The 23,970-nt window shown below is 61.2% G+C and carries 20 protein-coding genes and 2 tRNA genes; 13 read left to right on the top strand and 9 right to left on the bottom strand.

Annotation, left to right across the window (positions count from 1 at the left end; translation table 11 throughout):
* Window positions 1-29: 29 nt before the first annotated feature.
* The gene (locus ACESUZ_RS03385) at window positions 30-998 is read right to left on the bottom strand and encodes a glycosyltransferase family 2 protein (protein ID WP_373198448.1); all 969 of its coding nucleotides are present in this window, start codon (window positions 996-998) and stop codon (window positions 30-32) included.
* Between the two features lie 160 nt (window positions 999-1,158).
* Between ACESUZ_RS03385 and ACESUZ_RS03380 the strand changes: the two genes are divergently transcribed.
* The 3 genes from ACESUZ_RS03380 to ACESUZ_RS03370 all read left to right on the top strand — a co-directional run bounded on the left by ACESUZ_RS03380 (window position 1,159) and on the right by ACESUZ_RS03370 (window position 2,914).
* Window positions 1,159-2,004: an ABC transporter permease gene (locus ACESUZ_RS03380; protein WP_233503787.1), complete on the top strand. Its 846-nt coding sequence runs from the start codon at window positions 1,159-1,161 to the stop codon at window positions 2,002-2,004.
* Window positions 2,005-2,015: 11 nt separating this feature from the next.
* Entirely contained in the window at window positions 2,016-2,783 is a 768-nt protein-coding gene (locus tag ACESUZ_RS03375; protein WP_195239234.1) for an ABC transporter ATP-binding protein, read from the top strand.
* A 54-nt stretch (window positions 2,784-2,837) separates the two neighbouring features.
* A tRNA-Arg gene (locus ACESUZ_RS03370) sits at window positions 2,838-2,914 on the top strand.
* A gap of 104 nt (window positions 2,915-3,018) precedes the next feature.
* On the opposite strand, the gene aroQ is transcribed toward ACESUZ_RS03370, so the two are convergent.
* The 8 genes from aroQ to aroF all read right to left on the bottom strand — a co-directional run bounded on the left by aroQ (window position 3,019) and on the right by aroF (window position 11,586).
* Window positions 3,019-3,456: a type II 3-dehydroquinate dehydratase gene (gene aroQ, locus ACESUZ_RS03365; RefSeq protein ID WP_022094776.1), complete on the bottom strand. Its 438-nt coding sequence runs from the start codon at window positions 3,454-3,456 to the stop codon at window positions 3,019-3,021.
* Window positions 3,457-3,520: 64 nt separating this feature from the next.
* Window positions 3,521-4,771, bottom strand: a complete 1,251-nt coding sequence (locus ACESUZ_RS03360) for a shikimate kinase (protein ID WP_373198446.1) — start codon at window positions 4,769-4,771, stop codon at window positions 3,521-3,523.
* Window positions 4,772-5,917 carry a prephenate dehydratase gene (gene pheA / locus ACESUZ_RS03355; RefSeq protein ID WP_373198443.1) on the bottom strand — a complete coding sequence of 382 codons (1,146 nt, stop codon included), beginning with the start codon at window positions 5,915-5,917 and terminating at the stop codon, window positions 4,772-4,774. It lies immediately after the preceding gene.
* A 170-nt stretch (window positions 5,918-6,087) separates the two neighbouring features.
* The gene (gene aroC / locus ACESUZ_RS03350) at window positions 6,088-7,185 is read right to left on the bottom strand and encodes a chorismate synthase (RefSeq protein ID WP_373198442.1); all 1,098 of its coding nucleotides are present in this window, start codon (window positions 7,183-7,185) and stop codon (window positions 6,088-6,090) included.
* A 1-nt stretch (window position 7,186) separates the two neighbouring features.
* On the bottom strand, window positions 7,187-8,506 hold the full coding sequence (aroA, locus tag ACESUZ_RS03345; protein WP_138112729.1) for a 3-phosphoshikimate 1-carboxyvinyltransferase: 1,320 nt from the start codon (window positions 8,504-8,506) through the stop codon (window positions 7,187-7,189).
* On the bottom strand, window positions 8,500-9,606 hold the full coding sequence (gene aroB, locus ACESUZ_RS03340; RefSeq protein ID WP_373198439.1) for a 3-dehydroquinate synthase: 1,107 nt from the start codon (window positions 9,604-9,606) through the stop codon (window positions 8,500-8,502). The genes aroA and aroB overlap by 7 nt, the downstream gene beginning before the upstream one ends.
* Before the next feature lie 36 nt (window positions 9,607-9,642).
* Window positions 9,643-10,557 carry a prephenate dehydrogenase gene (locus ACESUZ_RS03335; protein WP_117583253.1) on the bottom strand — a complete coding sequence of 305 codons (915 nt, stop codon included), beginning with the start codon at window positions 10,555-10,557 and terminating at the stop codon, window positions 9,643-9,645.
* Window positions 10,558-10,560: 3 nt separating this feature from the next.
* The gene (gene aroF, locus ACESUZ_RS03330; RefSeq protein WP_373198437.1) at window positions 10,561-11,586 is read right to left on the bottom strand and encodes a 3-deoxy-7-phosphoheptulonate synthase; all 1,026 of its coding nucleotides are present in this window, start codon (window positions 11,584-11,586) and stop codon (window positions 10,561-10,563) included.
* A gap of 204 nt (window positions 11,587-11,790) precedes the next feature.
* Between aroF and ACESUZ_RS03325 the strand changes: the two genes are divergently transcribed.
* The 10 genes from ACESUZ_RS03325 to ACESUZ_RS03280 all read left to right on the top strand — a co-directional run bounded on the left by ACESUZ_RS03325 (window position 11,791) and on the right by ACESUZ_RS03280 (window position 23,954).
* A tRNA-Arg gene (locus ACESUZ_RS03325) sits at window positions 11,791-11,867 on the top strand.
* 75 nt (window positions 11,868-11,942) lie between these two features.
* Window positions 11,943-14,666, top strand: a complete 2,724-nt coding sequence (locus ACESUZ_RS03320) for an HAD-IC family P-type ATPase (protein ID WP_373198435.1) — start codon at window positions 11,943-11,945, stop codon at window positions 14,664-14,666.
* Between the two features lie 82 nt (window positions 14,667-14,748).
* Window positions 14,749-15,912 (top strand): zinc ribbon domain-containing protein, encoded by a 1,164-nt coding sequence (locus ACESUZ_RS03315; protein WP_373198432.1) that lies wholly within the window; start codon window positions 14,749-14,751, stop codon window positions 15,910-15,912.
* 107 nt (window positions 15,913-16,019) lie between these two features.
* On the top strand, window positions 16,020-16,562 hold the full coding sequence (locus ACESUZ_RS03310) for a peptidylprolyl isomerase (RefSeq protein ID WP_006236059.1): 543 nt from the start codon (window positions 16,020-16,022) through the stop codon (window positions 16,560-16,562).
* 11 nt (window positions 16,563-16,573) lie between these two features.
* A complete protein-coding gene (locus ACESUZ_RS03305; protein ID WP_229055572.1) occupies window positions 16,574-17,878 on the top strand; it encodes a tetratricopeptide repeat protein in 1,305 nt (434 codons plus the stop codon).
* A 127-nt stretch (window positions 17,879-18,005) separates the two neighbouring features.
* A complete protein-coding gene (locus ACESUZ_RS03300) occupies window positions 18,006-19,037 on the top strand; it encodes a rod shape-determining protein (RefSeq protein ID WP_006236061.1) in 1,032 nt (343 codons plus the stop codon).
* Between the two features lie 78 nt (window positions 19,038-19,115).
* Window positions 19,116-20,057: a rod shape-determining protein MreC gene (mreC, locus tag ACESUZ_RS03295; RefSeq protein WP_082421788.1), complete on the top strand. Its 942-nt coding sequence runs from the start codon at window positions 19,116-19,118 to the stop codon at window positions 20,055-20,057.
* An 11-nt stretch (window positions 20,058-20,068) separates the two neighbouring features.
* Window positions 20,069-20,635, top strand: a complete 567-nt coding sequence (locus ACESUZ_RS03290) for a rod shape-determining protein MreD (protein WP_022094761.1) — start codon at window positions 20,069-20,071, stop codon at window positions 20,633-20,635.
* Window positions 20,636-20,648: 13 nt separating this feature from the next.
* Window positions 20,649-22,718, top strand: a complete 2,070-nt coding sequence (mrdA, locus tag ACESUZ_RS03285) for a penicillin-binding protein 2 (protein ID WP_373198428.1) — start codon at window positions 20,649-20,651, stop codon at window positions 22,716-22,718.
* A gap of 9 nt (window positions 22,719-22,727) precedes the next feature.
* Window positions 22,728-23,954 carry an FtsW/RodA/SpoVE family cell cycle protein gene (locus tag ACESUZ_RS03280; protein WP_006236069.1) on the top strand — a complete coding sequence of 409 codons (1,227 nt, stop codon included), beginning with the start codon at window positions 22,728-22,730 and terminating at the stop codon, window positions 23,952-23,954.
* Window positions 23,955-23,970 lie beyond the last annotated feature (16 nt).

Here is a 23,970-nt window from a genome sequence, read left to right as displayed (position 1 = left end):
GGTGCCAATAGTATTTTGCGGAAGATCTTTCACTCGCTTGGCGTGGTGGCGGACCTGCCGGGCTGGTCATCGTAGGCGTATTTGCTGTACACGTTGACCTCCCACTGCTTTTTTTCGACCTTTGCCACGGAATCGAGGATGAAGCCGGTCGCAAGGCTCAGACCGCACAGGAACATAAACGACGCGGCGAGCATGGCGGTGGGGAAGCGCGGAACGAGGCCGGTCTGGAAATACTCGACAACGATGGGCGTGCCCAAGGCGAGGCCGATCACCGCAAACAGAAGCGCGACGAGGCTGAAGAACTTCAGAGGGCGGTAGTCCTTGAACAGCGTGCCAATCATCGCAACGACTTTAATGCCGTCGCTTACGGTATTGAGCTTGGACTCGGAACCTTCCGGACGGTCGCGGTACTCGATGGGCACATCCTTGATGCGCCAGCGGTGGTCGACGGCGTGGATCGAGAGCTCGGTTTCGATCTGGAAGCCCTCGGAAAGCACAGGGAAGGTTTTAACGAACGGGCGGCTCATGGCACGGTAGCCGGTCATGACATCATCGAAGCTGTAGCCATAGATCAACTTGATCATGGCACGGACCAGATTGTTGCCAAAGCCGTGGAAGGCACGCTTGTTCTCCTCGGCATAGGTGCCGTTGGAAAGGCGATCGCCTACGGTCATGTCGGCCGTGCCGCTGAGGATAGGCTCGCAGAGGGCTTTGGCCGCCTCGGCGGGGTAGGTGTCGTCGCCGTCGACCATCAGGTAGCAATCGGCGTCGATATCGCGAAACATCTGGCGGCACACGTTGCCCTTTCCCTGACGGGGCTCAAAGCGAACCGTGGCGCCGTGCTCGGTGGCGATGCGTGAGGTATCGTCCGACGAGTTGTTGTCATAGACATAGACCGTCGCTTGCGGAAGCTCGCGGTGAAAGTCGTCGATGACTTTGCCGATCGTGAGCGCTTCGTTGTAGCAGGGGATGATGACGGCGATAGATTCAGAATTCACTCAATGCTCCTTACACATTCAATCCTTGAAAGTATAGCCGTTTGGGCTTGGCATCCTTAGATGTGGGTTAGTTCTCCAGTTTTGTTGCGCGAATCGTTTGCAGGGCCGTCGGGTCTATACTGTTCGTTTGTCAACGATTACGAGTAAAGGAGTTGCATCCGTGTCGGATCAGACAAAGCAACAAGAAGCTCGCAGTCTGCCTGCGACGTTTGCTAAGAACGAATTTGAGAAGGACGCGTTTATCCTTCGTCAGCTGGTTACCAAGGATTTTAAGATCAAGTATCGCCGTAGCGTTCTGGGCGTCGCATGGTCGGTGCTCAACCCGCTTCTGATGATGATCGTCATGGCCATCGTGTTCTCGACGATTTTTGCCCAGGGCCGCAATGGCTCGATTACGCCCGAGATGTACCCGCTGTACTTGATCGTGGGTAACGTTACCTTTGCCGTCATGTCCGAGTCTACGAACCAGGCCCTGACGTCGATCGTGGGTGCTGCCCCGCTGCTCAAGAAGGTTAAGGTGCACCGTTGGGTCTTCCCAGTACAGAAGGTGCTCTTCTCGCTGGTTAACTTTGCCTTCTCGCTGGTCGCCGTTGCCATCGTTATGTTGTGGTTCCATGTTATGCCTTCTTGGCACCTGATTCTGCTGCCGGTCTGCCTGCTGCTGCTTATGTGCTTCTGCATGGGCTTGGGCATGATGCTCTCGGCCCTCACGGTCTTTTTCCGCGACGTTATGCATCTGTGGAGTGTTGTCATCACGGCTTGGACCTATATCACGCCTATTTTCTGGACGACCGACTTTGTTGCTCAGATGCCGCATATCGTTCGGATCTTGGTGTATGCGAACCCCATGTACAACTACCTGCAGTTTATGCGTGATATCTTCCTGTTCCAGACTACGCCCTCGCTTTTGACGTTTGGTATGTGCGTCGCTTGGGCGGTCCTTGCGCTTGTTATTGGCTACACCGTGTTCCATAAGTCCGAGCGCAAGTTCATCCTCTACATCTAAGGAGTGCTGTGATGACTGAATCTGTTGTTGATTACAGCGAGCAGCCTCTGGCTGTCGAGGTCGACGACGTCACCATGATCTTTAACATGGCGTCCGAGTCGCTGACCAACCTCAAGGAGTACTTCATCAAGCTTGCCAAGCACGAGCTGTTCTTTGAGGAGTTTAGGGCGCTTAAGCACATCTCGTTCGATATTCATCGTGGCGAGGTCGTGGGTCTGGTCGGCACCAATGGCTCCGGCAAGTCTACGATGCTCAAGATTATCGCTGGCGTGCTTGAGCCTAGCGAGGGCAGTGTTAAGGTGCACGGTAACATCGCGCCGCTGATTGAGCTTGGTGCCGGCTTTGACCCCGAGCTGACTGCCCGCGAGAACATCTATCTGAATGGTGCCCTGCTCGGCTATACCAAGGAGTTCATCGACGCCAACTTTGACGGCATTATCGAGTTCGCTGAGCTGCAGAACTTTGTCGATATGCCGCTTAAGAACTTCTCCTCGGGCATGGTGGCGCGTATCGCCTTTGCAATCGCGACGATTACCGAGCCCGATATTCTAATCGTTGACGAGACGCTGTCCGTCGGTGACGTGTTCTTCCAGCAGAAGTGCGAGGACCGCATTCAGCACTTTATCCAGAGCGGCGACGTGACGGTTCTGTTCGTTTCGCACTCCATGGAGCAGGTTGAGCGCATCTGCCACCGTGCCGTTTGGATTGAGAAGGGTGACCTTCGCATGGACGGCCCGGTCGATGAGGTCTGCAAGGCGTACCGCGAGCAGTTCAACTAGGTTATAATTACTTGCGCCTGACAGGCTTGCGCTTGCTTGGGCGTGCGGTTATTTGCTCCATTAGCTCAGTTGGATAGAGCAGGGGACTTCTAATCCCAAGGTCGACGGTTCGAATCCGCCATGGAGCACCATCGTTAATTAAGCCCGGACCGCTTGGTGGTCTGGGCTTTTTTCATCTTGTATGCTGCTGAAGCCGAGCGCGAGCAAGCCGCTGCTGTTTGTTGGGGTTGGCATTTTACTTTTCCAGATGCTCTTTCAACAGCTCTAGCGCATGTGCATACCCCTGCAGGCCCTCGCCGGTGATGGTGGCGAAGCAGGCTAGGCGTGCGTAGCTCACCTGGCGGAAGTCCTCGCGCGTCTCTACGGCGCTGATGTGCACCTCGACGGCAGGGATGGCGACGGCTTTGAGCGCATCGAGGATCGCCACGCTCGTATGTGTGTAGGCGGCCGGGTTGATGACGATGCCGTCGACCTTGCCGTAGGCCTCCTGGATCTTATCGACGATGCTGCCCTCGTGGTTGGACTGGAAGACTTCGACCTCGTCAAAACCCTGTGCGGCGCCTGCCTCCTGGCAGATCTGGACCAGGCGGTCGTAGTTGTCGCTGCCGTAGATGCCCGGCTCGCGAATGCCGAGCATGTTGAGGTTGGGACCGTTGATGACGAGTGCTTTCATGGTTGCTTCCTTTGCGGTTGGAAAACCACCACAAAGGTGCCTGTCCCCTTTGTGGTGGTTTTGGTTAGAGAGCGGGTGGGAGGGTGTCGAGGACGGCGCAAGCGGTGTTGGCGGCGCAGTCGCGTGAGTCGATTATGTAGTCGGCCCAGGCGCGGTAGCGCGGCATGCGCTGTTCAGCCAGCTTATCGATGCCGTCGCGCGCGGTGATGGGGCGGCCCTTGTGGGCGAGCTCGTCGAGCATACGGTTGAGCATCACGATTTGGCTATTCTGGTGCAGCAGCGGGTAGTTCTCGTCGCGTGTGACCACGCCGCCGCCGGTGGAGAGCACCAGGCCGCTGCGCTTGGAAATGTCGGCCAGCGTAGCAGTCTCCTGTTCGCGGAAGGCCGCCTCGCCGCGCTCGACGATAAAGTCGGCACAGGGCATGCCCAGACGCTCCTCGAGCGCGCGATCCAAGTCGATGTGCTCGCGGCCCGTGAGCTGGGCGATCTGCTCACCCACGCGGGTCTTGCCCGAACCCGGCATGCCGATCAGCGCGATGTTTTGTTCGCGGCGGGACAGACGCTCCGTTACGTCTAAGATGCGCTTGCGCGGGGTGACTTGGCCGGTATAGTGCTCGACGGCCTGTGCCGCTTGGGCCACGAGCATCAGCAGGCCACCGATGCAGGGGATGCCGCGGCGCTCGGTCTCGAGCATGAGTCCCGTGCGGGCGGGGTTGTAGACAATGTCGATAACGCCTTCGAGCGCATCGAGCCCTTCGAGCGTGCAAGGCGCGTCGGGGCAATGGGGGAACATGCCGGCGGGCGTGCAGTTGACGAGCAGGGCGGCGTCGGACTGCTGCGCGATGTTGCCGTAGTTGACCTCGCTCGTGCGGCCCACGGGCACCACGGTGGCGCCTAGGTCGCCGAGCACCATGCTGGCAGTGGTACCCGCGCCACCGGTGGCGCCGAGCACAAGGACCTTCTTGTCGGCCACTTCAACGCCCAGCTCCTCGACCAGGCACTGAAAACCAAAGTGGTCGGTGTTGTCGCCGCGCAGGCGGCCGTCGGGCAGGCGCGTGATGGTGTTGACGTTGCCCATACGCTCGGCCAATGGACTCAGCTCGTCCAGGTATTCCATGACGGCGCGCTTGTAGGGGATGGTCACGTTGGTGCCCTCCCACTCGTCGCCCGTCATAAAAGCCTCAAGATCCTCGGGCTCACGCTCAAAACGCACATACTCCAGGCCTGCGAGCTCTTTGTAGATGGTCGGGGTGTAGCTGTGGCCCAGCACGCGGCCCAGCACGCCGTAGGGGCGGGTTGCGGCGGTATCGGTCATCTAGAGCACCTCCGTGTAGCTGCCAAAGTAGGTGAAGCTCTCGCACACGTCGTCGATGGAATCAAGCAGGTCGTCGAGGGCCTTGCTGCCAAAGGGGCAGTCCAGGTCAAAGTAGAACATAAACTCAAAGTCGTGCCCGGGGATGGGGCGGCTCTCGAGCTTGATCAGGTTGATGTTGAGTGCGTAGAAGCGCTCGAGCACGCGATAGAGGGCGCCCGGCTCGTTGGCCGTGGTGATCATGAGCGAGGCGCGGTTGGCGCCGGGGTAGACGCGCGGCTCGCGGCTGATGACGACAAAGCGCGTGTAGTTGTTGTCCGAGTCCTGGATATTAGGCTCCAGGACCTCCAGGCCGTAGAGCGCCGCACAGCTGCGCGAAGCGATAGCGGCGACATCGGTGCGCTCGGAGTTGGCGACCATCTCGGCCGACATGGCGGTGTTGGGGTACTTGGTGGCATGCAAGTCGTGGCGCTCGATAAAGCCGGCGCACTGGGCGATGGCCTGGCCATGGCTGTAGACCTCGCGCACGTCTGCGAGCTTGGTGCCGGGCTTGACGAGCAGGTTGTGATCGATCTTGAGCCGGAGCGAACGCACGATGTGGAAGTCGAACTGGGCGAGCAAGTCGTAGACGGCGTTGACCGAGCCGGCGGTTGAGTTTTCGATGGGCAACACGCCAAACTCGCAGAAGCCGTCGCGCACGGCGCGCATGACGCCCTCGAAGGTCTCGAAGAACGCGATGTCGGGCACGTCGAAGAGCTTGCACGCAGCGATTTGGCTGTAGGCGCCTTCCACGCCCTGACAGGCAACGCTGGCCGTTTGGGGGAAGGGCGTGTCGGAGGCTACGGCCGTGGCGTGGGCCTTTTGCGAGACCGTGATGCCGTTGAGCTCGTTGATGTAGCGCTGCTGCTCGGCCTTGCTCATGCTCATGAGGAGACGGAACAGGGCGATGGTCTGTGCCTCGTAGCGCTCGGGCGCGCGGCTGGCGAGGTTGTTGAGCTTGGAGCGCTCGCGGGCGGGGTCGAAGACGGCCTTGCCCATCTCGATTTTTGACTTGGCGACCTCGGTGGCAATGTCCATGCGCTCGACAAAGCTGTTGAGGAGCGTGGTGTCGATGCCATCGATGGCCTGGCGGATGTCAGCAAGGTCCATGGAGGCCCCTTTCGTGAATCGTTGTGCGGGGGTAGTTAATTTGGGACGGGGCTATTTTAGCTACCCTTTGACTGTCGGCGAATCGATGGGTGCCGGGGCAAATATGAACCGGTATATGGGGGTAGCTAAAATAGCCCCGTCCCAAATTAACTACCCTTGGGGTGGGTGGACTAAAGCTGGGCGGCGTCCTCGAGGAGGGCGTCCCAAATCGCGAGGGCAGCTGCTGCCTCGGCAACGGGGACGGCGCGCGGGACGATGCAGGGATCGTGACGGCCGTGGACCGAGAGCTCGGCATTTTCCATAGCGTCCATGTCTACGGTCTGCTGCTCGCGGCCAATGGAGGGCGTCGGCTTTACGGCCATGCGCCACATGACGGGCGCGCCGGTCGAAATACCGCCCAGGATGCCGCCGGCGTTATTGGACTCGACTTCGATCTCGCCGGTCTCGGCATCGATGCGATACGGATCGTTGTTCTCGCTGCCGCGCATGGCGGCCACGGCAAAGCCCATGCCAAACTCCACACCCTTCACGGCGGGAATGCCAAACGCGATTTGCGCGATGCGGTTCTCGATGCCGTCGAACATGGGGTCGCCGATGCCCGCGGGAAGCCCGTAAATGCCGCACTCCACGATGCCGCCGATGCTGTCGAGTTCGTCGCGCGCGGCTAGGATCTCCTCGCGCATGCGGCCGGCTGCGGCGGCGTCAATGCACGGCAGGTCGTTCGAAAGAATTGCCTTGCGGTCGGCCTCGCGATAGACCATGTCGTCCATGGGCAGGTCGGAGATACCGCCGATCTGCGCCACATGCGCCATGACCTGAATGCCGCGGGCTTCGAGCGCCTGTAGCGCAATGCCGCCAGCGATGCATAAGGGTGCCGTTAGGCGACCGGAAAAATGCCCGCCACCAGCGACATCGTGCATGTTGTGATACTTCACGCGCGCAGGGAAATCTGCGTGCCCGGGGCGGGGTTTGCGGCGCAGCTCGGAGTAATCCTTGGAGCGCGTGTTGGTGTTCTCGATAATCGCGGCGATGGGCGCGCCGGTGGTATGTCCATCGACAACACCGGCGATGATGTGGGCTGCGTCAGCCTCGCGTCGTTTGGTCGCGGTCTCGTCGCGTCCGGGGGCGCGACGGTCGAGGAAGGCCTGCAGCTCCTCCTGGTCCACGGCGATGCCCGCCGGGATGCCATCGAGCGAGCAGCCGATAGCGTGGGAGTGCGATTGGCCGAAGATGCTTAAGTGCAAGACGTTGCCAAAGGTCGAGGACATGCTATTCCTCCTCGAGTGTGACCTTGCCGCCCAGTAGGCGGTAGTGGTCGAAGAAATCGGGATAGGACTTGTTGACGGCCTCGGCGCCGTGGATCACGACCTCGCCGGTGGCGCGGCTTGCGGCGATGGCGGCCATCATGGCGATGCGGTGGTCGTTGTGCGAATCGACCTCACCGCCGGTGAAGGCATCGACGCCCTTGATGATGAGGTCGTCGCCGGCAATACGCACCTGCGCGCCCAGCGCGGTGAGCTCGCGGGTGGTTGTGGCCAGGCGGTCGGATTCCTTGATACGCAGGCGGGCGCAATCGCGGATAAAGGTGCGGCCCTGTGCCAGCGAGGCCACGGCCGAGATAACGGGCACCAGGTCGGGAATGTCGTGGGCGCTCATCTCAAAGCCGGCGAGCTTGTCGGACTGCACGGTGGCGGCGTTGGTGGAGCGCACGATGCGGGCGCCAAAGCGCGAAAGCGCGGCAAGCACGTTGCGGTCGCCCTGTGCGGAGCTCAGGGACACACCCTCCACGGTGATGGGGTCGGTGCCGATGGCGCCGGCGCACAGCCAAAAGGCGGCGTTGGACCAGTCGCCCTCGACGGCTACGCTGCCGGGCGTGCGGTACGAGCCGCTGCTTACGCGGAAGTTCGTGACCTCGGGCTGGCCGTCCTTGGCCGGAATACGCTCGACGTTGACCTCGACACCAAAGGCCTTCATGGCCTGGATGGTCAGGTTGATATAGGGGCGGCTCTCGATGAGGCCGGTCACTTGCACACAGGAGGGCTGGGCCAGTAGCGGGGCCGCCAGCAGCAGGCCGGAGATATACTGCGAGCTCACGTTGCCCGGAAGCACAAAGGTGCCCGGGCGCATGCGGCCGCTCGTCTTGAGCGGAAAACCGCCCAGACCCTGTAGGTCGCAGCCGGCGGCGATAATCTCGTCCGAGAGCGGGGAGAGCGGGCGGGCGCCTAAGCGTCCCTGACCCACAAAAGTTGCTTCTGCGCCCAGCGCGCAGGCGACGGGCAACATAAAGCGCAGCGTGGAGCCACTCTCGCCGCAGTCGAGCGTGCCGCCGGCTAGGGCCTTGAGCAGGCCAAATTCAATGCTCTTCATGGTGGGGTGGACCTGGAAGCCGTCCTCGACGGTCTCGATGCGAGCACCCAGGGCCGTTAGACAACGCACCGTGGCCTCGATGTCGGCGCAGGTGGTGTTACAGGTAACGTGCGTCTCGCCGTTGGCAAGCGCAGCGCAGATGATGAGGCGATGCGCCATCGACTTGGACGCGATGGCGGGAACGGTGCCCTTGAGCGGGGACGGGGTGATGCGGGCTAGCATGCGGATGCCTCCTCCTTCTGGCCGAGGCCCTCGGCAATGAGTTCGTGGAATGTGGAAAGCGGCGTGCGGTCGATGCTACAACGGCCAATGCCGTGCGGAATCACCAGGTCGATGGTTTCGCCGGCGCGCTTCTTGTCGTGGAGCGCCTCGGCGAAGACGGCATCGGCATCGAGGTCGCAGCGGGTCTTGAGGCCATGGCGGGCGCAGAGCTCCTCAATACGACCGGGCAGTGCGGCATCGCAGACGCCGTGCAGGGCCGCGGCGCGCGTGATGATGCCCATGCCGATCGACACGCAGTTGCCGTGTCCGAGCTCAAAGTGCTCGCAGCCCTCGACGGCGTGTCCGGCGCTGTGTCCAAAGTTGAGGAGCTTGCGCTGGTTGGTCTCGCGCTCGTCGGCAACGACCACGGCGCGCTTGATGTCGATATTGCGGGCGATGATGAGCGCTACGCGCGCCACATCGCGGTTGAGCAGCTCCAGCGTGAGCGGGGTCTTCTCCAGCTCGGCGAAAAGCTCCGGATCGGCAATGACGGCGTGTTTGATGACCTCGCCGCAGCCGTCGGCGAACTGCTCGGGCGTGAGGGTGGCAAGGCATCCCACGTCGGCGATAACCACGCTCGGCTGCCAAAAGGCACCGGCGAGATTTTTGCCTGCGGCCAGGTCGATGGCCGTCTTGCCGCCCACCGACGAATCCACCATGGCGAGCAGACTCGTGGGGATCTGCACAAACTTGCAGCCGCGCATGTAGGTGGCGGCCACAAAGCCCGCCACGTCGCCCACGACGCCGCCGCCGAGTGCCACGATCACGTCGGAGCGCGAAAGCTCGTGCTCGGCCACAAACTCCAAAATGGCAACATAGGTTTCGGCGCGCTTATGGGCCTCGCCGGCCTCGAAGGTGCAGATGCTCACCTCGTAGCCTGATGCCTCCAGGCTCTGCTTAACGGGCATCTGGTAGAGCGGGCCCACGTTGGTGTCCGTCACGATGACGGCCTTGGTGCCGCCGGCAGTGGCGCGCACGAGCGGTCCCGCCTGCTCCAGCAAAAACGTGCCAACATGCACCTGGTAGGGGCGTGCGGTGTCGATATCGATGGTAATCGCCATAAGCTTCGGTCCTTTCGACCTGGCGTGATAGGTGGTCTAGTGTGAGGCCTCGTCGTCGAGCGCGCGCTTAATGCGGTCGCCCTCGGCAAGGAGATTCTCCAGATAGCGCTGGTCGCGGTCCTTGAGCGCACGGCTGTAGGCGCCAAGCGACTCGATCAGATGGTCGATCTCGAAGGCGAGTGCGTCGGCGTCGTCGATCATGAGCTCGGACCACATTTGCGGGTTGAGGTGCGCCACGCGGGTGAGATCGCGGTAGCTACCGGCCGAAAAGCCGTGGTGAACCTGGGCGGTGGGGCTTTTGACGTAGGCGTTGGATACCACGTGCGCAAGCTGGCTCGTGAAGGCGATGACGCGGTCGTGCTCGGCGGCGCTGGTCACGCTGAACTTGCCAAAGCCCAAGGGGCGCACCATCTCGCGCACCTGGCCCAAAAGCTCCAGCTTGAGCGCATCGTCCACCGCGGGCGGTACAAGCACGAGCGGCGCGCCCTGGAACAGGTCGGCGCGGGAGTGTGCGTAGCCCGAGTATTGTGTGCCCGCCATGGGGTGCGCGCCCACAAAGTAAAAGCCGTGCTCGCGGGCAAGCTCAAAGGCGCGCTCGCACACGATGCCCTTGACGCCCACCGTGTCGATCACCACGGGGCCCATGATGGCCTCGGTGTCGGTGGCGTCGGCGAGTGCCTGGGCATGCGCCTCGAGCCACTCGATGCAGGCCTCGGGGTAGCAAGCCAGGACGATGATGTCGCATTCGCCGAGCGTCTCGTCGTTGAGCTCGCCGGCGACGGTGCCCATGCTGGCGGCTGTCATGACATCGTCATCGGGGTCCCAGGCCAGCACGCGGACGCCCGCCTGCGCATAGCCGCGGGCAAAGCTGCCGCCGATGAGGCCCAGGCCCACGATGCCGGCGCACTTGGGGCCGCCCTGGTTAACGCGTGCGTTTCTCACCGTGCCCATGGGCTACTCCTGAACGGTCTCTTGGCAGACGACCTCGCGGATGGCGCGGATGCGGCGCATGGTATCGTCGAACTGGTCGGGGGTGAGGGCCTGAGCACCGTCGGACCAAGCGTGGCTCGGGTCGTCGTGGACCTCGATCTCCAGACCGTTGGCGCCGCATGCAGTCGCGGCGAGCGCCATGGGCTCAACATAGCGGGTGTAGCCGGTGGCGTGGCTGGGGTCGGCGACGACGGGCAGGTGCGAGAGGTGGTGCAGCACCGGCACGGCGTTGAGGTCGAAGGTGTTGCGGGTGCGGGTCTCGAAGGTGCGGATGCCGCGCTCGCACAGGATGACGTTGTCGTTGCCCTCGCTCATGATGTACTCGGCTGCCATAAGCAGCTCGTCGACGGTGCCGGACATACCGCGCTTGAGCAGAATCGGGGTCTTGGTCTTGCCGACCTCCTTGAGCAGGGGGAAGTTCTGGGCGTTGCGGGCGCCGATCTGCATGACGTCGATCTTCTTGTCCAGGAAGACCTGCACGTCGCGTGGGTCCATGATCTCGGTGACGATCGGCATGTCGAGCTCGGCAGACGCCTCGCACAGCAGGTCGAGGCCGGCGGGGCCCATGCCTTGGTAGGCGTAAGGGGAGGTGCGGGGCTTGTAGGCGCCACCGCGCAGCATCGTGGCGCCGGCGGCCTTTACGCGGCGTGCGATGCGGATGAGGTTCTCGCCCTCGACGGAGCAGGGGCCGGCGATGACCTGGAACTGGTCGCCGCCGATCTTGACGCCGTGGCCGCAGTCGATGACGGAGTCCTCGGGGTGGAATTTGCGGTTGGCGCGCTTGAACGGCTCCGAGACGCGCTGCACGCGCTCGACGACATCCATGGACTCGAGCAGGAACGGGTCGATCTTGGTCGTATCGCCCACCAGGCCGATGATCGTCTCGTTCTCGCCGCGCGAGACGTCGGTCTTCAGGCCCTTTTTCTCAATCCAGCTGACGATATGGCTGACGGCCTCGTCGCTGGCGCTCTGCTTTAAAATAGCAATCATGGTGTGCCTCTCACCTCGATGGATAACCCTTGCAAAAACGGCCCGCATCGCGAGCCGTGTATATATGGTGCATGAGAGTTTATACTATCTGACTCGCTTTTGCCTTCTAAAGTGGGCCGTTGCGCCGCGTCTTCCTCGGAACTGCAAAGCTTTTTCTTTTATTTTGATAGCCCGTGGCGCACTTGGGTATAATGCCAAACGTTGGCCCTATTAGCTCAGGGGATTAGAGCGTCTGCCTCCGGAGCAGAAGGCCGTTGGTTCGAATCCAACATGGGGCACCACCGAACGCAAGGCCGTCCGAACCTCGCATGGTCCGGGCGGTTTTCTTATACCGACGCGACGTGATGGGACGTGGTATGGCAGCAACGGATATCGAGCGCGGGCTTTCGACCGCCGAGGTCGAGGAGCGCATCGCCGCCGGTAAGATCAACCGCAACATGGAGCTCAAGACCAAGTCGGTCAAAGAGCTCATCATCGAGAATCTCTGCACGCTGTTCAATTTGATCAACGTGATCTTGGCGTTCCTGGTCATTTTGACCGGTTCGTTTAAGAATCTGACGTTCCTGTTCGTGGTGTTCCTCAATACCGCTATTGGCGTCATTCAGTCCATGCGTTCCAAGAAGATGGTCGATAAGCTCACGCTGCTGACCTCCAAGAAGGCCATCGCGGTGCGCGACGGCGCCGAGGTGGAGCTCGACCTGGACCAGATCGTGCTCGACGACATCATCCGCCTGGGGCGCGGCGACCAGATTCCCGCTGACGCCGTGGTGGTTTCGGGTGAGGCGCTCGTGAACGAGAGCCTGCTGACGGGCGAGAGCGACCTTATTAAGAAACAGCCCGGTTCTGAGCTCATGAGCGGCAGCTTTATCGACTCGGGCCTGCTGCGCGCCCGCGTGATTCATGTCGGCGCCGACAACTACGTGGCCAAAATTAATAACGAGGCCAAGTACGTCAAAAAGGTCAATTCCGAGATCATGAACGCGCTGAACGCTATCGTGCGCTTTGCGAGCATCATCATGATCCCGCTCGGTTTGGCGTTGTTTGCCTCGAGTGTGAGCGAGCTGTGGGATGCCGCGGGAACCCCGGGCGATACCGCGCTTTCGTGGTGCTTCTCCGAGCTGTTGGCTGGCCATGTGCCTTCGTCGGCGCTGCTGTCCACGGTGGGCGCCCTGCTGGGCATGATTCCGCAAGGCTTGGTGCTGCTGACCTCGTCGGTGCTCGCCATCGCCACGGTGCGCCTGGCCCGCCGCGAGGTGCTGGCGCAGCAGCTCTACTGCATCGAGACGCTCGCGCGCGTCGACGTGCTGTGCCTGGACAAGACGGGCACTATCACGTCGGGCCGCATGGAGGTCGAGGGCACGTATCCGCTGCCGGTTGAGGGCGTCAGCCTAGGCGCTGGCTCGGACGAGGCGGCTGTTCCCGTCGATACCACGGTGCTCGATTTTGCGCTGGCTAACGTGGCACGTGCGACTTCGGCCGATGCCAACGAGACCTGCCAGGCGCTGCTCAACTATTACGCCGATCGCCCGGTCGAGGTGTCCGAGCCGCTGTCGGTCATTCCATTCTCGTCCTCCAAAAAGTGGAGCGGTGCGTCCTTTGAGCAGGGTTCCTATGTGATGGGTGCGGCGCAGTTTGTGCTCTCTGATCGTGTGTTTTCGCAGGTCGAGAACCGTGTCGCCGAGCTTGCCGACACCTGCCGCGTGCTCGTGGTGGCGCGCGTGGACGGCTTTACACCCGATGGCGATATGGTGGGCGAGGCCGAGCCCGTGGGCTTTGTGACCATCCGCGACGAGATCCGTACCTCGGCGGCCGAGACCATCGGCTACTTTAACGAGCAGGGCGTGACCCTCAACGTGATCAGTGGCGACGACCCGCGTACGGTGTCGTCGATCGCGCGTGTGGTGGGCGTGCCGGGGGCGGACGCTTATGTGGACGCCACGACGCTCGATACGCCGGCCAAGCTCGATGCCGCAGTGGACCGCTACCATGTCTTTGGTCGTGTGACCCCGCAGCAGAAGCGCGAGCTCGTGCAGGCGCTCAAGCGCCGCGAGCACACCGTGGCCATGACGGGCGACGGCGTCAACGACGTGCTGGCGCTCAAGGAGGCCGACTGCTCCGTCGCCATGGCGGCCGGCTCCGATGCCGCGCGCAACGTGGCCGAGATCGTACTCGTCGACAACGATTTTGCCTCGATGCCCGCCGTGGTGGCCGAGGGCCGTCGCTCCATCAACAACCTGCAGCGTTCGGCCTCACTGTTCCTGACCAAGACGCTGTTCTCGATGGGCCTGGCGGCGCTGTGTATCGCGCTGCCGCCGTACCCCTTCGAGCCCATCCAGATGACGCTCATTAACTTCTTCTGCATCGGCGCGCCGGGCTTTGTGTTGGGCCTGGAGCCCAACAATGCTCGTGTGAAGGGTGCGTTTTTGAGCAACGTACTCAAGCGTGCACTGCCGGCGTCGATTGCGGTCATTTTGGCTGCGGCGCTCGATATCTTTGTGGCGCGCGTGTTTGGCTTTAGCCAGCTCACGCTGTCTACGATGTGCCTGCTTACGTCGTGCGCGGCGAGCGTCAGCCTAATCTGGCGCGTCTCGCAGCCTCTCACGCCCTTACGTGTGGTGCTCTTTGTGTTTGTAGTCGCCGGCATCCTGGTGGGCGTTATCGGATTCCCGGAGCTGCTGTCTATTGCCAACCTGTCGATGGGCCAGATGGTTATCTTGGCTGTTATCGTGGTCTTTACCTGCTCGGTGTTCTTTAAGCTCGCCACGATGATGGATTCGCTCAAGCCGCGTCGTCGTCATGCCGCAACTGGTTTTGGCCGCGGTGTGCGCGTCCGCCTGGGTCGCGGTGGCGGCAAGGTGAGCTCGACGGGCTCGACGGCCGAACGTTTTGCCAAGCGCGTCGCCGCCGACATGGCGCAGCGCCGCGAAGATCGCACCGCTCGCGAGGCCGAGGCCCGCGCACTCGAGGGCGTGGCCCAGGCCCAGCCCAAGAAAAAGAAGAGTACCGGAGCTAAGCGCTCTCGTGTGACCAAGTCCGCCCAAGGCATCAAAGTCTCGATGCCAAGCAAAAAGAAGAAGTAGCTACGCGCCCTGGCGATGTTGAATTGGTGCCTTGTTCCTGTGGGGCCGTGGCGATGTTATGCTCTAACCTCGATTGTTTGAATTGCTTCGAAAAGAGGATGCCGTGATCTGCCCGCATTGCCTTAAGACTATCGAGGACGGCGCCTCGTTCTGCCCCTACTGCAACGCCTATGTGGGTCCGGGCGATGGTCCCGAGCACACCGAGTTCGTGTTCTGTGAGGGCTGCGGTGCCCGTCTTTCTCCGCATGATCGCACGTGCCCAAAATGCGGACGCCCTGCTCCGGGTATCCTCTCCGAGGACGCGGCCGCATCCGACCTGGCAGCGGGCCGCACGGCGGGCTTTCCGCGCCTAACGCAAGAGCAGATCGATACCGAGGTGCCTCATGCGCCCGCCTCGGCTGCCGCGGTTCTTTCGGACGCCGCCGATCCTAACGAGACCTGCGTGCTGCCGGCTTTCGATAAGGATTTCGGTATCCCCAAGGTCGATATTCCCACGCCCGTTTCCCTGCATGACGATGCTCAAAAACCCAAGCGCAAGGTGCATCCCGACGAGGACGCCTATCACAAGCACAAGCGTCATATCCCCAAGCCGCTCATCGTCATCGCGGTCCTTGCCGTCGTTTGCGGCGGTGCCTATTGGTTCGTGACGGCCGATCCCATGGGTGTCATGCCTGCCTTCTACGACCAGTTTGGCCAGGCTGCGCAGACGACCTTCCCCACGCGCCAAAAGGGCGAGGCGACTGAGGACGATACCAAGCAGGACGATTCTGCCGAGGTGGTCCAGGAAGAAACCGTGCTCACCGATGATCAGCTCTATACCAGACTCGACGGTCTGTATCAGACCATCGTGTCCTACGGTGATGAGGACCAGATCGGCGAGGTCATCGATTCCTTTAACAACGGCTATCTCCGAACGCCGCTGTCCATCCGCCAGGAGCTGTCGCAGAGTGCCTACGCCCTGCGCGACCAGATCAAAAAGACGCAAGATGAGCTTAACAACCTTAAGTACCAGGACGATACGGTCTATGCGGATGACATCGCCCACTTAAAGCAGCTTGCCGAGTGGATGTACGAGCGCGTCGACGTGATCTGCCAGAGTTGGGACATCTCGCTGGCCATTCCCGATGGCGAGTCGATGAGTTCTCACCAAAGCGAGATCCTGGCGCCCATCGCTCAAAGCGGCAACAGCGCGCTGAACCAGTACGACGCCAATGTGGGCTCCTGGAAGCCGCAGCAGCGTTCCTAAAATTAGTTCGCCATAGTCGGCATAACCTACGTGCGCAATTGATGTAAGCGCATGCTTATTGCTACAATTCGTACAAATATGCTTTAAACGCACGAGGAAGGAACCACATGTTTGGTTTTAAGAAAGAGCTCTACACGCCCGAGTATCAGCTTGCCGGCGACGAGTGCGCCGTTATCGAGACGTCGAAGGGTACCATCAAGGTCAAGTTTGACGGTGAGGGCGCTCCCATTCATGTCGCGAACTTCTGCGAGCTTTCCACGATGGGTTTCTATGATGGCCTTAAGTTCCATCGCTATGTGCCCGGCTTTGTCATTCAGGGCGGCGACCCCAATACCCGCGATATGTCCGGCGCCGACGTCGCTGCCGGTCTTGAGGGCCCTGACGGCATGCCCGGTACCGGTGGTCCCGGCTACTGCATCAAGGGCGAGTTTGCCACCAATCCGCGCAACAGCCATGTCGATGGTGCCCTTGCCATGGCACGCTCCATGGACCCCGATTCCGCGGGTTCGCAGTTCTACTTCTGCCTGGGTGCCCAGCATAACCTCGATTCCGGTTACACCGTCTTTGGTACCACGGTCGAGGGTCTCGATGTGATTTCGCAGCTGCGTGCCGGCGACGAGATCGTCCATGTCGAGATCGTTCACGAGTAAAGGGGACTTCCTTGAATAGCCAGCTGATCCAACAGGGCCGCGCCGCTTACCGCGCGGGTGATTTTTCCGCTGCAGCCCAGATGCTTGGGGCGGCAAAAACTCCCGATGAGATTATGGGCGAGGCCGATCACCTTCGTGGCAACGCCTTGATGCACCTGGGCATGTATGCCGAGGCCGCCGAGGCCTACGCCGCTGCCCTCAATGACGGCACCTACGGCAAGCGCGGCGCGCTGCTCACCAACCGCGGCAAGGCACTCGCCGCCGTGGGCGACTACACGACGGCCGCCCAGGCGTTCTCTGCTGCTACGCAGGATGCTTCCTATGCCACGCCGTTCAAGGCCTATCTGGGCCTGGGTAACGCGCTGTTCCAGTCGGGCGACTATGCCAACGCGGGTACTGCCTTCCGTCAGGCTGCCATCGACGGCGCCAATCCGGCTCCTGCCGCCGCACTGGGCGAGCTTGGTCGTTGCTTCATTAAGCTCGGCCGTCCGGCGGATGCCGTGGAGACCTACCGCACGGCTATCGACTTTGCCGGCCCCCGCGACGACACGCGTGCGCTCAACGCCGGCATGGGTCAGGCGCTTTCTGCCGCCGGCCGTCCCTCCGACGCACTCGACGCCTTTAACGCCGCTACTGCAGATGGCATCTACCAGCTCACCTCCGAGCAGGCCGATGAGCTTGCCCGCGTGCACGATTCGCTTGCCGCGCTGTCTGCCCAGACGGCTATGGCCACGGCTCCGACGCCCGCGATGGACGCTCCTGCCGTCGATCCGCTCGATCCTACGGGCGCGACCGGTCAGTTTATGCCCGATCCCTCGGACACCGGCTTCTTTACGCTGTCCGAGTCCGAGATGGTCCAGCAGGACCGTCAGGATCGTAAGCAGGCCAAGGTCCGTCGTCGCCATCGCCACACGGGTCTCAAAGTCTTCATCGTGCTGCTTCTGCTCATTTTGATCGCCGCGGGCGGTCTGGGCTTTGCCTACACGCGCGGCTTTGGCTTCCCGTCTCAGGAGTCTGTCGTTTCCGATCTGTTCCAGGCTGCCGGGGACGGTGACACCGCAAAGGCCGAGTCTTGCCTGGCTTCGAGTCTGTCCGAGGACGCCAAGTCGATGATCATCTCTTCGATTCCGCAGGGCGCCACCGTGTCCGTCGAGGGCATGGATCAGTCCATGACCGAGACGACCGCTAAGGTGAAGGCATCGCTGTCCAAGGGCGGCGAGCAGGAGTACACCGTCAAATTCGTGCGCTCCGACAACCATATCGGCTGGGCCGTTTCCTCGCTCGATATGGATTTCTCGGCTGCTGACAACCAGTAGTGACCTTATGGGATTTAGCTTTGCCCGGCGCTTCACCGCAAGTGAGGTGCCGGGCTTGCGCTAGTATGATGAGCTAGTAGTTTTCCAGCAATCATCCAACACATCAGGAGTTGCGTTGTTTTCTTTGATGGATATGTTCTTCGGTAGCTATGCGGGCGATCTTGCCATCGACCTCGGCACCGCAAATACGCTTGTCTCCGTGCGCGGCAAGGGCATCGTCATTCGTGAGCCCTCCGTCGTCGCCATCGACAAGAACGACGAGCGCATCCTGGCGGTCGGTATCGAGGCAAAGCGCATGCTTGGCCGTACGCCCGGCAACATCGTGGCCGTTCGTCCCCTGAAGGACGGCGTCATCGCCGACTTCGATGTTACCGAAGCCATGCTTCGCTACTTTATCGATAAGGCGTCCGAGAAGCGCTATCCGTGGACCCCGCGTCCGCGCGTTGTCGTCTGCGTTCCCTCCGGCGTCACGTCGGTCGAGAAGCGTGCCGTCTTTGAGGCCACGATCCAGGCTGGCGCTCGCCAGGCCTATCTGATCGAGGAGCCCATGGCTGCCGCTATCGGCGCCGACCTGCCCGTCGAGGAGCCCACCGGCTCCATGGTCATCGACATCGGTGGCGGTACCACCGAGGTTGCCGTTATCGCTATGGGCGGCATCGTCGTCTCGCAGTCCATCCGTATTGCCGGCGACGAGTTCGATCAGGCTATCCTCACGCACGTTCGAGATGCCTACAACCTGGCCATCGGCGAGCGTACGGCAGAGGACATCAAGATCAAGGTCGGTTCCGCCGTGCCGCTCAAGGACGAGCTCGACGTCGAGGTCAACGGCCGCGACGTGATCACCGGTCTGCCCAAGACCGTGCGCATCGAGAGCGAGGAGATTCGTCGCGCGCTCAACAAGCCGCTCGACGAGATGGCCAAGGCCGTCAAGGACGCCCTCGATGCCACGCCTCCCGATCTCGCCTCGGACCTTATGTACTACGGCATTTTGCTGACCGGTGGCGGCGCGCTGCTGCGCGGTCTCGACGTGCGCCTGCGCGATGAGACCGGTGTTTCGGTCAACGTCAGCCCCACGGCGCTCGATAACGTCGTTAACGGCTGTGCCCGCGTGCTCGAGGCCAATGCGTTTGATGGCGGCTTCGTCCAGACCAATGCTTAATTTCCAAAAGGTGGATTCCATTTGGCACGATCTTCGGGTTTCTCCACAAATCTGAATACCAAGCGACAATCAACGGGTATGCGCCCGTTGATTGTTTTCAGCCTGATTTCGGTGTTGCTGCTCACGTTTTACATCCGCGAGGGCGAGGCAGGACCGATTCATGCCGTGCGTTCGGGCGTAACGACGATTACCTCGCCGGTGCGCTTTGTGGGCTCGGCTGTGGCGGCTCCCTTCAATGCGATCGGCAACGTGTTCTCTAACCTTACGGCGTCGCAGGACACGCTCGACGAACTCAAGAAGCAAAATGAGGAACTGACCTCTAAGGTTGCTGAGCTCTCCGAGGCTCAAAAGACCGCCGAGCGTCTGGAGGGGCTGGTCGGACTGCAGTCGACCTACAATCTCAAGTCCACCGCGGCTCGCATTGTCGGCGCTTCGGGCGATGCCTGGACCTCGACTGTTACCATCGACAAGGGCTCTGCCGACGGCCTTACCATCAACATGCCCGTGACGAGTTCTGCCGGTGTTATCGGCCAGATTATCGAGGTATCGGCTAAGACATCGACCGTGCGCCTGATTGGCGACGAGAACTCGGGCGTGTCCGCCATGGTGCAGGACACGCGCGCCCAGGGCATGCTTCAGGGTCAGGCTGACGGCACGCTGCGTCTTGAGTACGTGAGCGTCGACTCCGACGTTAAGGTTGGCGACATCATCGTAACCTCGGGCATTGGCGGCGTGTTCCCTAAGGGTCTACCGCTCGGCACCGTCTCGTCGGTCGAGAAATCGGCAAACGACGTGTACTACACCATTGTGGTGCGCGCTCAGACCACGGCCGAGAACAACGAGGAAGTGCTGGTCATTACCTCGCTGACCGACGAACAGTCGGCCTCGGATGAGGACGTGAGCACGGCCAACAGCACGCCGCAGGGAACGTCGCGAGATGCTGCGACCAAGACGAAGGACGAGAGCTCGGATGACAGTTCCGACACGTCCGAGACGACCGATTCTGGCTCGAGCGAATAGGGGGCATGTCCATGGATCTACACGAGCAGGGGATGAGCTCCCGCACGTTTGTAATCGCCGCCATTGTGTGTGTGCTGCTGCAGGCAGGCCTGGCACCGCAGATCTCCATTGCGGGAGGTCGCGTCAACTTCATGATTATCCTGGTGTGCCTAAGCGTGTTCTCGGGCGACCCGACCCGTGCCGTCGTGTGCGGTTTTTGCAGCGGCTTGTTTTATGACCTGTCCGCTGCCGTGCCGGTGGGCGTTATGTCGCTCCTGCTGACCGTGGGTTCTTTTGCCCTGGTGCACAGCGCCGTCGGTCAGACGGGCGGTACCCCGAGTGCGCGCGGCGTCACCGTGGGCGCCTTTGCGCTCGTCATTAATGTGATCTACAGCATCATCTTGCTGTTTATGGGTTTGGAGACGAGCTTTGTCGTGGCGATCTTCGGCCATGCGCTGCCGTCCTCGATCCTGACGGGTCTGGTTGCCATTCCGTTTTTGATGTCCGGCGTCGTGCCGCAGTCCGGCTATGGATTCTCCGCACGTGGCGGACGCCAGACGGGTATGCGCTTTAAGCCCAAGACCCGCAAGCTCAAATAGGGGAGGCCCGTAGATGTCTTCCCAGATGACGGTTATTATCGCCGGTATCGTGCTGGTTGTGGCCATCGTGGTCGCGCTGGTCATCATGCGTCGAGGCGATTCCCGTTTTACCTACGATACACAGCATGGAACGGCCCCGCGCGCCACCGAGGGCGAGGGCAATACCGCGGCGACCGCCTTTAAGGGCCGCTTTTCCATCCTCACCACGGGTGTGGGCGCGATGTTTGCGGCACTTGCCGTCAAGCTGTGGGGCATGCAGATGGTCTCGTCGGACTATTACGAGAAGCAGGCCAATAGTAATCAGACTCGCACCGTTACCACACCCGCTGTGCGCGGCCGCATCCTCGACCGCAATGGCGTGGCGCTTGTCCAGAACCGTCCCTCACTTGCTGTCGTGGCCTACCGCGACCTTGCCGAGGATGAGGTTCTGGTTCGCCATCTTGCCAACGTGCTTGGAATGCCTTATGTGCCGGTCCTTCGCAATATTCAGGACAATACAGAGGGCGCTCAGAGCCTGCATACCATCGCGACGGACGTCCGTCGCTCCACGGTTGCCTATATCAAGGAACACGCCGGCGAGTTCCCGGGCGTCAAGATTGCCGAGCGTACCGAGCGCCAGTATCCATACGGCGAGACGGCATGCCATATCTTGGGCTATACCGGCACCATTACCTCCGAGCAGCTCGAGGCCCAGAATAAGAAAACCTCTGGCGATGATGATGCTTCTGCTGGCAAGATTACGTACCAGTCGGGCGATATCGTGGGCCAGGCGGGCGTTGAGAGCTACTACGAAAACCTGCTGCAGGGTATTCGTGGCGAGCAGACCGTCAAGGTCGATGCCTCGGGCAATGTGACCGGTCAGGCCGGCGCAGTGCCCGCGAAGGCCGGCTCCGACATTAAGCTCACGCTCGACCTTAAGATCCAACAGGCCTGTGAGACGGCGCTGGCGAGCGCTATCGAGCTTGCCAAGACCACTGGCTACAGCAATGCCGGCAACGGCGCTGTGGTGTGTCTCGATCCCAACAATGGCGAGATCCTGGGCATGGCGAGCCAGCCCAAGTTCGATCCGTCCGTCTTTATCGGCGGCGTCTCAAATGACGTGTGGACCGAGCTCAATGATGACAAGGGTTCGCACCCGCTGCTCAACCGCGCCATTAGCGGACAGTACATGTCGGCCTCGACCATCAAGCCGCTCTCGGCACTGGCCGGTCTTGAGTTTGGAACCTACACTTCAACGCAGACAACCAACTGCACGGGTTATTGGACGGGTCTGGGCAAGGCTTGGGGCAAGCGCTGCTGGCTGACGTCTGGCCACGGCACCATGACGCTGCAGTCGGGTATCGCCAACTCGTGCGACCCCGTCTTCTACGACATGGGTAAGGCGTTCTTTTATGACGAGAAACATTCCGAGGGCCTGCAGGAGGTCTTTCGTCGCTGGGGCCTAGGCAAGACCTGCGGTATCGATCTGCCGAGTGAGGGCGCGGGTCGTATTCCCGATGCCGAGTGGAAAGAGTCATACTTCACCGACGCCTCTGCCGAGGACCGCAAGTGGAATGCCGGCGATATGACCAACATTGCTATCGGCCAGGGCGACATCCTGGTGACGCCCCTGCAGATGGCGTGCGCCTATATGGGTCTTGCCAACGGCGGCAAACAGTACGTGCCTCACGTATTTTTGTCTGCCGTGTCGCGCGATGGCGACGGCGATGCCTATAAGTACAATGGCAAGGGCAAGAAGAAGCGCCTGGAGGCCAAGATCAACAGCGATTCGGATTTGGCTCTTGTTCGCAACGGCATGCACGACGTGATATACACGGCATCGACGTCCCTGGCGGCGCACTTTGGTACCCTGACGCCGCAGGTATACGGCAAGTCGGGCACGGGCGAGAAAAGCGGCGAGGACGAATACGCTTGGTTCTGCGCCTATGCACCGGCCGATAATCCCAAGTATGTCATCGCTACTGTCCTGGAGCAGGGCGGCGGCGGCTCAGATACCGCGATGCATGTCGTGCGCGACGTGCTCGGTGTGATTTATGACGAGCCCGATACCTCTTCGGCCTCGGGCGATTCTTCGGTTCGATAGGAGGTTGCGATGGATTTTTCTCCGGCGGATCTGTTCCGTTCAACCAAGACCGGCTCTCGCAGCAGCCTGGACCGTGTCAACAAGCAACTTTCGGCCTCGCGCGGCACGTTTCGCCAAAAGGTCCATATCGGTGTGCTCGTGGCTACAGTGGCGCTCGTCGCCTACGGTGCCATCATTATCTGGTCGGCTTCGCAGTTTAAGGCCGATGCTTCGTTCTCACGCCATCTGCTGGGAATTGGCATCGGCACGGTGCTGGCGGTGCTGGTCTGGCGCTCCGACCTGCGCGGTATTTCCAATTTCTCGACGGCGTTGCTCGTCATCGACCTGATCGTGATCCTCTCGCCCAAGATTCCGGGTCTGTCCTATACGGGCGGTCTGGGCATGACGGGCTGGATCAAGATTCCCGGTATCGGCTTGACATTCCAGCCGGTTGAGCTTGCCAAGCTCATCACCATCTTCTTTATTGCTACGCTTGGCTCGCAGTATAACGGTCGCATCGATACCGTTCGCGACTACGTCAAGCTCTGCGGCATGTTGTCCATTCCGTTTTTGGCCGTCGTCGCCATGGGCGACCTGGGCTCGGGCCTTGTCGTGCTGGTTTCGGGCGCCATCGTCATTTGTATGAGTGGTGCACGCCGCGAATGGGTGCTGTCGACCCTGGCCCTGCTCGTGGGCCTGGTGGCCCTCGTCCTGGCGCTCGATTCGGTCTTTGATTCGTTGCTCGGCCACGATGTGCTTATCAAGCAGTATCAGATGAACCGTCTGACGGTCTTTATCGACCCCGATAATGCCGATTCGGACGATGCCTACAACCTGCAGCAGTCGCTTATCGCCGTTGGCTCGGGTGGCTTCTTTGGTAAGGGTTTGGGCCATGCGACGCAGTCGGCCGGCGGCTTTCTGCCTGAGTTCCACACCGACTTCGTCTTCGCCTTTTTGTCCGAGACCTTTGGCTTCTGCGGCTCCTTTTTGCTGCTGTGCTTGTACGTACTGCTCATCTTCTCGACGATCCGCGTTGCTTTTAAGTGCGAGTCTCTGTTCCTACGCTTATCATGCGTAGGTATCGTCGGCATGTGGGCGTTCCAGACCTTCGAAAACATCGGCATGTGCATCGGCATGATGCCGATTACCGGTATTCCGCTACCGTTTATTAGCTTCGGTTCGTCTTCGATGATGATTCAGCTGCTGACGGTGGGTATCGTACAATCCATATGGCGGCATCGTTCGGGCGCCGCGTAACCGCTGGAGGGGTTTG

Source organism: Collinsella aerofaciens ATCC 25986, assembly GCF_964239575.1.
GTDB lineage: Bacteria > Actinomycetota > Coriobacteriia > Coriobacteriales > Coriobacteriaceae > Collinsella > Collinsella aerofaciens_BQ.
Note: the sequence above shows the minus strand (reverse complement) of the source record. Positions and strands in the feature narration are given on the sequence as shown.

Bases quoted from the DNA above. Each gene is read 5' to 3' on its own strand.
- mrdA (WP_373198428.1), top strand. From the start codon at position 20,649: ATGTCTTCCCAGATGACGGTTATTATCGCCGGTATCGTGCTGGTTGTG.
- aroB (WP_373198439.1), bottom strand. From the start codon at position 9,606: ATGGCGATTACCATCGATATCGACACCGCACGCCCCTACCAGGTGCAT.
- aroA (WP_138112729.1), bottom strand. From the start codon at position 8,506: ATGCTAGCCCGCATCACCCCGTCCCCGCTCAAGGGCACCGTTCCCGCC.
- pheA (WP_373198443.1), bottom strand. From the start codon at position 5,917: ATGGACCTTGCTGACATCCGCCAGGCCATCGATGGCATCGACACCACG.
- aroC (WP_373198442.1), bottom strand. From the start codon at position 7,185: ATGTCCTCGACCTTTGGCAACGTCTTGCACTTAAGCATCTTCGGCCAA.
- ACESUZ_RS03290 (WP_022094761.1), top strand. From the start codon at position 20,069: ATGGATCTACACGAGCAGGGGATGAGCTCCCGCACGTTTGTAATCGCC.
- aroF (WP_373198437.1), bottom strand. From the start codon at position 11,586: ATGATTGCTATTTTAAAGCAGAGCGCCAGCGACGAGGCCGTCAGCCAT.
- ACESUZ_RS03375 (WP_195239234.1), top strand. From the start codon at position 2,016: ATGACTGAATCTGTTGTTGATTACAGCGAGCAGCCTCTGGCTGTCGAG.
- ACESUZ_RS03335 (WP_117583253.1), bottom strand. From the start codon at position 10,557: ATGGGCACGGTGAGAAACGCACGCGTTAACCAGGGCGGCCCCAAGTGC.
- ACESUZ_RS03320 (WP_373198435.1), top strand. From the start codon at position 11,943: ATGGCAGCAACGGATATCGAGCGCGGGCTTTCGACCGCCGAGGTCGAG.
- ACESUZ_RS03300 (WP_006236061.1), top strand. From the start codon at position 18,006: ATGGATATGTTCTTCGGTAGCTATGCGGGCGATCTTGCCATCGACCTC.
- aroQ (WP_022094776.1), bottom strand. From the start codon at position 3,456: ATGAAAGCACTCGTCATCAACGGTCCCAACCTCAACATGCTCGGCATT.
- ACESUZ_RS03280 (WP_006236069.1), top strand. From the start codon at position 22,728: ATGGATTTTTCTCCGGCGGATCTGTTCCGTTCAACCAAGACCGGCTCT.
- ACESUZ_RS03310 (WP_006236059.1), top strand. From the start codon at position 16,020: ATGTTTGGTTTTAAGAAAGAGCTCTACACGCCCGAGTATCAGCTTGCC.
- mreC (WP_082421788.1), top strand. From the start codon at position 19,116: ATGCGCCCGTTGATTGTTTTCAGCCTGATTTCGGTGTTGCTGCTCACG.
- ACESUZ_RS03360 (WP_373198446.1), bottom strand. From the start codon at position 4,771: ATGACCGATACCGCCGCAACCCGCCCCTACGGCGTGCTGGGCCGCGTG.